This window comes from Staphylococcus sp. Z5-21 (genome assembly GCF_056529615.1).
Map to the genome: position 1 here is coordinate 776796 of NZ_CP096462.1, position 12237 is coordinate 789032.

Consider the following 12237-nt stretch of genomic DNA (forward strand, 5'->3'; position numbering starts at 1 on the left):
TTAGCATAGTTAATGCCATAATTTAAGATGATCATATGTGATGGAGGATTATATAAAAATGGATAATGTTAAGGCAATATTTTTAGATATGGATGGCACGATTTTACATAAAGATAATCGTGTTGATTTAGAAACAACAGAAGTTATTCAACAATTAAGAGATAAGGGATATAAAGTCTTTTTAGCAACAGGTCGTGCACATAATGAAATACATTATCTTGTTCCTGAATCATTTGCAGTCGATGGTATTATTAGTTCAAATGGTACTTTAGGAATGGTTAAGGATAGCGTTTTATTTAAGCACAGCTTGTCTTACAACGCTGTAATTGACATTGTACAACGCGCACAACAAGAGGCAATCTATTATGAAATATTCCCATTTGACAGTAATCGTATTGTTTTACAGGAAGATAAAGCATGGGCAAATGCATTATTTGAACCAGCAACGCCACCGGGTGATGTAGGTGTTTCCGAATGGTCTTCTCGAAAAGCTTCGCTCGTTGATAAGGTGGATTGGGAAACAAGTATACCTGAAAAATCATTTTCAAAAATTTATTTATTTTCACCAGATATTGAAAAAATAACAAACTTTAGAAATAACTTATTAAAAGATCAAGATAAGTTACAAATTAGTGTGTCTAATTCTTCACGTTGTAATGCTGAAACGATGGCATATCGTATTGATAAAGGGACGGGTATAAAAGAAATGATTGAGCATTTCGGCATCGCGCAACAAGAAACATTAGTGATTGGAGATAGTGACAATGATAGAGCTATGTTTGCATTTGGTCATTATACTGTCGCTATGAAAAATGCACGTCCTGAAATTCAAGCTCTAGCAGATGATGTGACTGATGATACTAATGAAGATAATGGTGCAGCACGTTATTTAAAAGCACGTTTCTTACAAGATTAAATGATAGGCATAGAGAAAATAAGGTAGTCATCTAATGGCTAAATGAAAAAGAGTCTGGGACATCTATTTTTGTCCCAGACTCTTTTTGCATCTGCGTGATTATTTTTCGAATGATATTACTTGTCAGTTTTATTTAGATTGTTTTTTAAATCTGATGTTTCATCTTTGACTTTGTCTTGCATGTTTTCAGATTGCTCAGTAACATTCGATTTTGTCTTTTCAGTTGTATTCGTTACACTGTTGCTTGCTTTAGATTGCTTACTTTCTAGTTCATTATCTATAGGTTGTTTTGACTTTTTATTTTTCTTAACTTTTGTAGTTTCAATGCTTTCACCATTACGATTATAGTACTGAATAATCGCTAATATATTTGTATAGTAAACGATTAATCTAATGATAATCACAATGACTGTAACAATGTAAATAATTACCATTGCTAATGTTTGAGACATACTACCAGTAAATATAGCAACTAATTGACTAAATGGATTAGCAAGTAGGATGACGATTAAATTTAGTAATAATAAACCAAGGTAGAATTTGAACCAAGTTTTTTGACCATTTTTAATGCCTTTAAATCCTCTTTTTACTGATGACCATGCACCATTACTAGGTTCTTTAACAAAAGCTAAAGTATAATTGATTGCGATAATCGCTAAGAACCAGTAAATGAATGATTGAATAAATAATACGATTGTTGCTGCGACAATTTGATAAGTAAGAGACCATCCAAGTGCATGATCAGAACTACTTAATGGTCCTTGTATTGCTGAAAATAGTTGAACGATTCCTAAATTTAGTACTTTTGAAACTAGTAAATTAAGTAACAATGCGATAATAACAAAAACTAAAGTAAATAAAGAAAATTTTAATCCTTTTAAGTATTTGCCTTTTTTAAATGTTGAAAATAAATCTTTGAAATTTACCTTGTCTTTATTTAAAGCTTTGTCTATAGTGTAGATAGTTCCAGCTATTAATGGGTAACCAATAAATATAAATACGATTAATGGTATGAGTATTGCAAGTACAAGTGAAAATATGGCGCCACCGATAGATTGTTGCATAGCCATTGCCATTAACAATTTATAAATAGCGGGTTGTACTGGCATAAATGTCAGGACTGTTAAAGCAAACAATATTATAAAACTTACAATTGTGAACATTAAAATTTTAGCATTTTGGGGTTTTGCATTTTGTAATGCTAATTTATGAAATTTAAACAAATTTTAAGCACTCCTTTTTAGTCATAAACATACGATATCAAAAATTTGATAATTTTAAAATTAATAGGTAACAAAATGGCAATAAAATGTTAAAATGTCCTAATGAGAAAAAGTTGAAAGGAGATATCATCATGAAATTTGCAATAATTACTGATGTTCATGGAAATTTTGATGCATTAGAAACTGTTTTAGATGATATTGATAGAAGAGAAGATATCAATAAGATATTTAACCTGGGTGATAATATCGGGGTTGGACATGAAACGAATAAAGTACTTGATGAAATTTTTGACAGAGATGATATGGAAATCATCGCGGGTAATCATGATGAAGCGGTGATGTCGATAGTGAATGACACACCTTATCCTGAAGACTTAAAAGACAAATTTTACGAACATCACCAATGGATTGAAAGTCATTTAGATGAAGATTATTACGACAGATTAAATGAACTACCACGTGTGATTGAAAAAACATTTAATCATAAAAAAGTGCTGTTTATTCATTATGAAATACCAAATGAACAATTAACTACACCGATTGATGGTCAACCATATAGTCCAATTGTGGAACCTAGTGAAGAAAACATAAAAGCTTTGTTTGAAGATAAACAAGCAGATTTAATCGTGTTTGGTCACAACCACACTGTACATTTATATGATGATAAATCTACAGTTTATTTTAATCCGGGCTCTGTAGGTCTTAATAATGGTGCATATGCAGTTTATGGTATTGTAACGATTGATGAAAATGAATTTTCAATTGAACGTGTTAAAGTCCCATATGACAATGAAGAATTTATAAGAGGATTTGACGAGAAACAAGTACCAGCTAAAGCGCTGATATTTGATAAATTTTTATAAACACGTAATTTAAACCTATATATGCTGTATATAGGGGTAGACTATCAATAATGAAATCCCAAGTAGTGATTAATATTAGAAGTAGTAGAAATGCTAAATTATACTAAAGAAGCGAGCATGCGAAATCGACTTTGACTTTCGTACACTCGCTTTTTTTAATTTGTTTAATTGGTCAAGATTTTTAATGATCATGTGCATGATTGTGTGCAGTAGTTTTATATATAGATGAACATAACGTCTCATCGTCATGTTGGTGATCTTTGGTTTCTAACTGAATCGTCATATGTTGAATATTCAAGTGTTGTAGTTTGTGTTCTATTTTATTTAACAATTGCTCACCTTGAGCTACTGACATCTCATGAGGGACAACAGCGTGACAACTTAATGCATTTAGTTCATTAGATATTGTCCAAATGTGACAATCATGTACGCTTTGGATTGCATCCTCTTCCTTAATAGTGGCAATGACTTCAGACATATTTATATCGATAGGTGTACCTTCCATTAAAATGTTTAATGAAGACTTTGTAATGCCCCAACTACTTTTAATAATTAGTAGTGACACAATGATACTAGCTATTGGGTCAGCTATCGTTAAATTTAAAGTCCATATGAGTATCGCAGCGATAATAGCTCCAACAGAACCTAAAAGGTCTCCCATAACATGTAAGAAAGCACCACGCATATTAATGTTATGCGATGTATCGCCACCTCTAAACATTAATAAAGCAACAATGATGTTGACTATCAGGCCAGTAACGCTGATGATAAACATTTCAGTCGATTGTACTTCTACTGGATTAAAGAATCTTTCAATAGCTTCAATAATGATAATGATACCAATGACAAAAAGTGTTACGCCATTAAAAAGTGCAGCTAAAATTTCGAACCTTTTATACCCAAAAGTTTTATTTTTATTTGCATATTTTTCGGCATAGATAAAAGCAAGGAGTGCGACACCAAGTGAAATTGTATCACTAAACATGTGTAAACCATCCGAAAGTAAAGCTAAACTATTTGCTAAAAGACCACCGATTATTTCGACAATCATAAAACTACCAATAATTAAAAAGCTGATAAGCAATATTTTTTTATTATTAGTGTGTACATGACCGTGAGCATGATTATGTTCGTGATGTTCTGACATATGAATATCCACCTTTCAATTATTATTTATGTGAGGCATGATGAATTGCTTGTTTTATTAAAGTAGTCACATGCGTATCATCTATTTGATAAATCATAGATTGCCCATGGCGATTCGATTTCACTAAATGTGCTTGTTTAAGAATACGTAATTGATGTGAAACATTTGATTGGCTTAAATTTAAAGTGTGTGCGATGTGACCTACACTACATTCGCCTTGAATCAAAAGGTGCATGATACGTAGGCGATTACCTTCGCTTAACGCTTTAAAAATATCGGTGACATATGCTACCGTTTGTTCATTAATTGACTCCGCCATATCTACTAACCTCATTTCTTCACATTAATATATGAATATTTGTTCATATATTAATATAATTTTGTTGAATAGTCAATGTTCAAAGCACAATAGTTTTAAAAATATGTAGAAGTGTTAAAATGAATTTAAGATTTTATTGAAGGAGGCTATATAATGAGTACATTAGTTATAGGTGCAAACGGTGGCGTAGGTCAATATTTAGTAAATCAATTAAAAGAAAGTGGCGAATCATTTGTCGCAGGTGTTAGAAAAGAAGAACAAGTGCAAGCTTTAGAAGACAATGGTGTGAAAGCGACATTGATTGATGTTGAAGCTGATGATATTGAAACGTTAACTCAAAAGTTACAAGGATTCGATAAAATTGTATTTTCAGTAGGATCAGGTGGTAGCACTGGTGCAGATAAAACAATTAGCGTAGATTTAGACGGCGCTATCAAATCAATTAAAGCCAGTGAAGCAAACCATGTAAAACAATATGTCATGGTGTCTACTTATGATTCTAGAAGAGAAGCTTTTGATGCAAGTGGTGATTTGAAACCATACACGATCGCGAAACATTATGCAGATGAATATCTTAAACAAGCGGATGTAGGTTATACAATTGTGCATCCGGGTATATTGTTAAATGATCCTGGCATAAACAAATTTGCAGCAGATGCATTTTTCGAAGATAAAGGTTCAATTCCACGCGAAGATGTTGCGTCAGTCATTAAAGAAGTACTTGCAACAGATGATTATATAAATACTGAATTTCAAGTTGTGAGCGGTGAACAATCAATCGAAGACGCATTAGACCAGTTTAAAAATAAATAAAATATAATTAAATAAAGAACCAATTTACATGATGGTGTAAATTGGTTTTTTTTGTTAGAAATAATTGCTTTTTTAAGCAAATTACGAGCGAAAATTTGATACAATAAATTATATCGCTTGGAGGTTAATATGAATATTTCAAACCCAAAAATATATGAACAAGTTGCAGATATCATTTTAGAGAATATTAAATCTGAGGATTATCAGGTTGGTGATAAATTACCGTCTATCCAAAAATTAAGTAAGCAATTTGGAGTAAGCACAGCGTCAGTGAGGGAAGCGTTGAATGCACTGAGAACGATAGGCGTAATAGAAATGAAACAAGGATATGGTACTTTTATCAAACAAATTGAGCCTACTTTTTTTGAATTTGGGGACAAATTCAATTCTTTAGTTCAAATAAAAGAATTATTAGAACTCAGAGAAATTGTTGAAAGTGCAACAGTAGCAAATGCTGCACGATACCGTAATAAAGCAGATTTAGAAAAGCTAGCGACAGCATTGTCTGTGATGGGGGAAGCAGTAATTGATGGCACTTCAGGAGAAAAAGCAGATTTAGAATTCCACCTTGCAATCGCACATGCAGCTCAAAATTCATTATTAGTAGAGTTATTAAATAACATATCAGAACTTATGCAAAATTCAATGGAAGAAACTAGAAAAATATTTATCTATGATAAACAAAAAACAATGACTAAATTACTCGAAGAACACGAGACGATTTATCATGCCATTTTAGAGCAGGATGATAAGACAGCAGTTAAAGCCATGCAATCTCACTTACTCGAAGTAAAACAAACCATATTAGCTAACTTCAAAGAAACATAATAAAAAAACGCCATTTCACATGATAATATGAAAAGGTGGTTTTATCATGTTGTGTGGATTTTAGTAATTTTAGAGCAAGGTACTTATACATACATGAAATAGTGTCCAATAGTCAGCGTATTTTACATCTACTACTAAATAGAAAAGGGGCCTAAGACACCTATTTATGTCTCAGACCCCCAATAGCAAATTTTATAATTTGAAAAAGTAATCAGCTTTTCCAAATAATCATAAATTAATACAATACCTTATATGTAAAAACAGATAGAGTTTGTAAAAAACTCTATATCTAATTATAAAGTCAATTAGATTGTATTGGCAAGTCCAAACAAGAAAAATTTCCGGCGACAATATAATCATTCATTAAAATGATTCGTCATGTGATTGTACAAAATAGAATGAACTACCAATTTAAATGGGTCGTTGATATAATAATAAGTGATTTTAAATATATTGAAATACGCGTATAGTCATTTATACTCTCAGTAATTATGTGATACAATCACACTAGTTCTGTAAAAAAAGATGAATTTAAATGAGAACATTCACTTAAAAAATATAATTTTAAATATGATTACAACTTAAGAATTTGGAGGTGCGATGAATGCCGTTATTTTTAAAACCAATTTTTCATGAAAAAATATGGGGTGGCAGTCGATTAAAAGAATTTGGATATGATTTACCCAGTGATTATATCGGAGAAGTTTGGGGGATTTCAGCACATCCAAATGGCAAATGTGAAATATTAAACGAACCATATCGTGGGCAAACACTAGATCAAGTATGGGATGAACATCGAGAACTATTTGGTGATTTTCCGAGCCAAGAATTTCCATTAATGACTAAAATTGTAGATGCCAGAGAATCTTTATCTGTACACGTACATCCAGATGATGCGTATGCGTATGAAAATGAGAATGGACAATATGGTAAGTCTGAATGTTGGTATATTATAGATGCTGAAGAAGACGCTGAAATTATATATGGATTAAATACCCAATCGAAAGAAACAGCAATTGACAAGATTGATGAAGCGGATTACGATTCGTTATTTAATAAAGTGAAAGTTAAAGCGGGAGAATTCTATTTTATACCTGCTGGAACGATTCATTCTATTGGCGCAGGTGTACTTGTTTACGAAACGATGCAATCATCTGATGTGACTTATCGTGTGTTTGACTATGACCGTGCACAATATTCAGGCGATAAACGCGAATTAAATCAAGTTAAAGCGAAAGAAGTAATTGAAATCGCAAATGAAAGTATTAATATACCAACAGATACTGAAATCATTGAAAATCATAAACGTACACAACTTGTTTCTAATGACTTTTTTACAATTGTAAAATGGAACATTTCAGGTACATTAAATTATATGAAACCAAGAGAGTTTGTATTGATTTCTGTGCTCAAAGGTGAAGGTCAAGTCATTATTGATGGTGAAGTATTCGATTTAGTACAAGGACAGAATTTTATATTAACGTCTGATGATTTAGATACAATATTTGAAGGTCAGTATGAATTGATTGTAAGTTACTTATAGAGATAGAAGTGGGAGTGCATTAAAATGATTAAGTTTTTATATGTATCACTTGTATGTGGTCTTTTATCTGGTGCAGGCATATTTTTAAAGACGGATATATTTCCTTCGATGGCTGTTCCAATGATTTTTGGTGTAATAGGAATTATTGCAGCATTGATTACAATACCGGATAAAGAAATAAGTGGTATGCTCAAATTCGGTGGTGTGTTAATTAATACGATGCCAATTCTGGGCGCTTTAACGTTAACTTAACAATGTATAAATTGAGTATCTTTGCGATTGCGTGAATGATACTTTTTTTATGAATTTTATAAAATATGGAGAGACAATGTGTGATTAGCAATAAAGTTCTTAAACATCAGTTTAATTTTTCTTTATAACACCGTGTACATTTCAATATTTACAGTTTAGATAAGCTGAAATATGTTAAAATAGTATTTAAATTGGAGGTGGCAAGATTGGATAAAGCAAGAGGCCTCATTATGACTTTAGTAATCGCAATGGTCGCTACAATTATGGGCAGTAAATTCCCTATCATTGGGAGTGCTATATTTGCAATCATAATAGGTATTTTAATTAATAATATAATAACAATCCCTAAAAAATATGATGCTGGTATAAAATTCAGCAGTAAAAAAATATTACACTATAGTATAGTCGTGTTAGGGTTTACATTAAGCTTCCAATCTATTGGCGCCATCGGTTGGAGATCTTTACCAATTATTTTTGTTACATTGTTTGCAGCGGCATTAATTGTTTATGTATTAATGAAACTGTTTAATATTAATGAACATTTAAGTATATTAATTGGGGTAGGGACTTCCATATGTGGTGGTTCAGCAATTGCCGCAACGAGTCCGGTTATAAAAGCAAAGGAAAGTGAAGTTGCATTTGCTATTTCGACGATTTTCTTATTTAATCTCATAGCAGTGTTCGTCTTCCCACCAATTGGTCATATCATGCATATGGGACAAGCGACTTTTGGTTATTTTGGAGGAACGGCGATTAACGACACGTCAAGTGTCATTGCAGCAACTTCTAATTACGGTAAAACTGCATTGGAAACAGGGGCCGTTGTTAAATTAACACGTACGTTAATGATTATTCCAGTCGTTTTATTTTTTACATATAGAACTATTAAAAAAGAAAAAGAGAAGCAATCGCACACATCCATAGCTAAAATCTTCCCATGGTTTATTGTTTGGTTTGTCATAGCATCATTGATAAGTACAATTTTCAATTTTTCACCATCAGTGATTCATATGTTTCAACAATTATCGTTATTTTTAATTACAATGGCGATGGCTGGTATTGGTTTGAATGTGGATTTCAAACAATTTAGACAAGCGGGTATCAAACCTATATTACTTGGTTTAGTGACTTGGATCGTTGTTATTATTACAAGTTTAATCACTATGAAATTAATCAACTTATTGTAATGTTTGTTCTATAAGGTGATTTTTCATATAATAGGAAAAATAGAATTTTTATATGAGATAAGGAGTATCTAAATGGCAGAGGAAACAATTTATTTTTGGTTAAACTGCGGTTATAATCGCTGGAACCATAATGAACCAATGGTTGGACAAACAACATTATTTGAATCAGGTGCACAATTTAATCCCTCTCAAGGTTTCCGTTCATTTAAACAGGCCAAAGTTGGTGACCAGGTCATCTTTTATCAAGTGCAGATGGACACTGGTTTATTAGGATTTGGTGAAATCACAAGTGTACAAACGGGTGCTCAAAATAAAATTCGCGTTCATTTTGAATTACAAGAACAATTAAAGCCGTTAACAGCTGATTATTTAAAAAGAAGTGAACAGTTAGAATTTAGAATGGGTAATATGAAAGAAACATTATTTAATCAAATTACTAAAGAAGAGTATGAACTAATCGTTAGCTTAGGCAAAGGCCAAACTAAAATACCTAGATACTTTTTTATATCTGAGGAACAAGAATTTGAACCAGAATCATATAACACGATATTTACACATACGTATAATGGTATAAAAAGAAATGGTTATCATTTTTATACACAGTTAGAAATAGGGGACCAACTTGTTTTTTATAATAAAAAACGAGAGCAATCGGTCATTGGCGTTGGTGAAGTGAGTAAACATATACATGAAAAGCCACCTATTCCTGGTAGAACTAATAGTACGGCTATTGAAGTATATTTTGAAAAAGAAATTGAACCTGTCTCATTAAGTACTTTGAATAAGCATCCTAAATTAAAAAATCTTTACTACTTACAGGAAAATGCAAAACAAGCGATTGCAAGTATGTCACAAACGCAATTTGAATCTATACTTGAAATGAGTGCGAATGATGGTTTGAAACCACAATTTGAAGCCGTGCAAAGCGATAATGTGATAGATAAGCCAGCAGAAGATTTGAAACCATTTATTCTGCTTGTAGTAGATAAAGGAGAAGGATTAAAAGCGGCAGAAGACTTATTGCAAAAAACAAATGCGAATCCAGTTATTACTTCTGGGCACCCGGATTTCACAGAAGACATGCTTTATGGAAAATATTTACCAAATGAGACGGGCGCTTTATATTATAGAGAAGGTTTTATAACGAATCTCATGCCTCGAAAAGATAAAAGTTATTTAGTTATAGATAATTTTAACCGTATAGATCCTGATATTTTTCAAACATATATCAATGTGTTGGAAGGCTATGAGATGACGTTACCACGTTATAATAAAGATGGTACTATGGTTAAATGGTCTAGAAAAAAAGATTCGTTTTATCATTTTAATCCGAATTGGCATATTGTCGCTATCACGTATGACAGTTTAAATGAAATTAAACAAAAATACACAGAACAGTTTCTAAAATATACTAGAATTGTTAAAGTGAACCAAGATTAAAAAGAGTTTAGAATAATTGAACTTATACGTTATGATGAAGCATAAGTAATTATGAAAGCATATGAAATGATCAATCCTTCAAGAATGGATTGGTCATTTTTTTATGCAAAGTATGACAATATAAATGTCTATTAATTATTTAAATTATAGTGGATACTTTTAAAACAGAAGCGTAAAAAAGACATAATGTTTTTAATCGACGAGCACTGATAGGAATAGGCAGATATAAGCACTTATGATTTATTTTAAGGAAATTAGGATATAATAAAAGTAAGTACCATTATATAATGATAATGGTAGACTAAATATATCATTTGAGGAGCGTTGTATATGCCAATAATTTATTATGATGGTAACTGTGTTTATTGTTATAACTATGCGATCTGGTTAATTCAACACGGACTTTCTACACGTTATCAATTTGCCAAATTACAGGGTGATGTAGCACAAAATTTATTAGAAAATTATCCAGAAGCGCAACAATACGATAGTGTGATTTTACAAGAAGGTGACCAGTTGAAATATAAATCTGATGCAATTACAACCTTAATCACATCGTTGACTAACTACAAATGGTTAGGTATCTTGTTGCGTTTCGTGCCAAATATAATCAGAGATTTTGGTTATCAATTATTTGCTGATAATAGAAATCATATGTGGAAAACCCATTGGCATGAACCTAATGATTATGAAAAATCATTTTTTATTGACTGATTATTTTTTACTGAAAATACGGAGGAAACAAACATGGGAAAAATTATTGTAATTGGTAGTGCATCCATAGATTTAGTTGTAAAAACTGATATATTGCCTGAAGCAGGAGAAACAGTAATGGGCACTTCATTTTTTACTAATCCTGGTGGCAAAGGCGCAAATCAAGCGGTAGCGGCTGCACGCTTAAGTAATGAAGTGTATATGATAGGTGCAGTGGGCGATGATGCATACGGCAAACAAATTTTGGAAAACTTGAAAGATAACCATGTTGATACCACTTACATGGACATCATTGACAATGAGAAGTCAGGTACAGCACACATTACATTATTTGAAGATGATAATCGTATTATTGTCGTTCCGGCTGCCAATAACTATATTACACCAGATATTGTTTTGCCAAAGTTGGAAAACTTTGGTGAAGATGACATTATTTTGCTCCAACATGAAATTCCTGAAGCAACGGTTCAATCAGTTGTCACATATGCAGCAAAGCATGGTATCAAAGTTATTTTAAATCCTGCGCCTTATCGTGAATTGGATAAAGAAGTAATCGAAAAAGTAACATGGATAACGCCGAACGAATCAGAAAGTGAATTACTATTTGACCATCAAGTAGAACAAGCACTTAAAGCATATCCACGTAAACTTATTATTACGCAAGGCGCAAAAGGCGCATTGTTTTATAGCGATACGCAACAACTGATTGAAGGTTATAAAAAGGAAGTCATAGATACAACAGGAGCTGGAGATACTTTTAATGGTGCACTAGCAGTTGCATTAATTGAAAATAAGTCATTGGAAGATGCTGTGAATTTTGCTAATTTGGCTGGTAGTTTTTCAGTGACAGGTTTAGGTGCACAAGGCGCAATGCCGTACAGAAAAGACCTGGAATAAGTAGTGTGCAATTTGTTGTAATAAGTGTAGGTCGTTAAATGGACATCTAAATTAAAATAATTCTAATTTAGAGCACGAATATTCTTTACAGATTA

At 32.0% G+C, this 12237-nt stretch carries 13 protein-coding genes; 10 read left to right on the forward strand and 3 right to left on the reverse strand.

Translation table 11 applies throughout. The annotated features are described in order from the left end of the window. Positions 1–58 precede the first annotated feature (58 nt). On the forward strand, positions 59–916 hold the full coding sequence (locus tag M1D64_RS03720; protein ID WP_002482679.1) for an HAD family hydrolase: 858 nt from the start codon (positions 59–61) through the stop codon (positions 914–916). 116 nt (positions 917–1032) lie between these two features. Here the strand turns inward: M1D64_RS03720 and M1D64_RS03725 are convergent, their stop codons facing one another. Next, the gene (locus M1D64_RS03725) at positions 1033–2139 is read right to left on the reverse strand and encodes a hypothetical protein (protein WP_069821672.1); all 1107 of its coding nucleotides are present in this window, start codon (positions 2137–2139) and stop codon (positions 1033–1035) included. 131 nt (positions 2140–2270) lie between these two features. On the opposite strand from M1D64_RS03725, the gene M1D64_RS03730 reads away from it, so the two are divergent. Beyond that, positions 2271–3002, forward strand: a complete 732-nt coding sequence (locus tag M1D64_RS03730; RefSeq protein ID WP_037538006.1) for a metallophosphoesterase family protein — start codon at positions 2271–2273, stop codon at positions 3000–3002. Between the two features lie 181 nt (positions 3003–3183). Here M1D64_RS03730 and czrB read toward each other — a convergent pair whose 3' ends face one another. Together czrB and M1D64_RS03740 are read right to left on the reverse strand one after the other, a co-directional pair. Next, on the reverse strand, positions 3184–4149 hold the full coding sequence (czrB, locus tag M1D64_RS03735) for a CDF family zinc efflux transporter CzrB (RefSeq protein ID WP_002482682.1): 966 nt from the start codon (positions 4147–4149) through the stop codon (positions 3184–3186). A gap of 22 nt (positions 4150–4171) precedes the next feature. Continuing rightward, on the reverse strand, positions 4172–4468 hold the full coding sequence (locus M1D64_RS03740) for an ArsR/SmtB family transcription factor (RefSeq protein ID WP_041080804.1): 297 nt from the start codon (positions 4466–4468) through the stop codon (positions 4172–4174). 153 nt (positions 4469–4621) lie between these two features. Between M1D64_RS03740 and M1D64_RS03745 the strand changes: the two genes are divergently transcribed. The 8 genes from M1D64_RS03745 (at position 4622) to rbsK (ending at position 12142) form a co-directional block, all read left to right on the forward strand. After that, positions 4622–5281, forward strand: a complete 660-nt coding sequence (locus M1D64_RS03745; RefSeq protein ID WP_002482684.1) for an SDR family oxidoreductase — start codon at positions 4622–4624, stop codon at positions 5279–5281. Positions 5282–5410: 129 nt separating this feature from the next. Then, positions 5411–6109 (forward strand): FadR/GntR family transcriptional regulator, encoded by a 699-nt coding sequence (locus M1D64_RS03750; protein ID WP_041080802.1) that lies wholly within the window; start codon positions 5411–5413, stop codon positions 6107–6109. A 604-nt stretch (positions 6110–6713) separates the two neighbouring features. Then, entirely contained in the window at positions 6714–7652 is a 939-nt protein-coding gene (locus tag M1D64_RS03755) for a type I phosphomannose isomerase catalytic subunit (RefSeq protein ID WP_480977551.1), read from the forward strand. 24 nt (positions 7653–7676) lie between these two features. Next, a complete protein-coding gene (locus tag M1D64_RS03760) occupies positions 7677–7904 on the forward strand; it encodes a hypothetical protein (protein WP_037538009.1) in 228 nt (75 codons plus the stop codon). 206 nt (positions 7905–8110) lie between these two features. Next, entirely contained in the window at positions 8111–9091 is a 981-nt protein-coding gene (locus M1D64_RS03765; protein WP_480977552.1) for a YeiH family protein, read from the forward strand. Positions 9092–9163: 72 nt separating this feature from the next. After that, positions 9164–10531, forward strand: coding sequence for an EVE domain-containing protein (locus M1D64_RS03770; RefSeq protein WP_129335026.1), 1368 nt, complete (start codon positions 9164–9166; stop codon positions 10529–10531). Between the two features lie 330 nt (positions 10532–10861). Further along, the gene (locus M1D64_RS03775; RefSeq protein ID WP_002482690.1) at positions 10862–11245 is read left to right on the forward strand and encodes a thiol-disulfide oxidoreductase DCC family protein; all 384 of its coding nucleotides are present in this window, start codon (positions 10862–10864) and stop codon (positions 11243–11245) included. Positions 11246–11278: 33 nt separating this feature from the next. Then, complete coding sequence (gene rbsK, locus M1D64_RS03780; protein WP_069826641.1) at positions 11279–12142, forward strand: ribokinase; 864 nt, start codon at positions 11279–11281, stop codon at positions 12140–12142. The last annotated feature ends 95 nt before the right edge of the window (positions 12143–12237 follow it).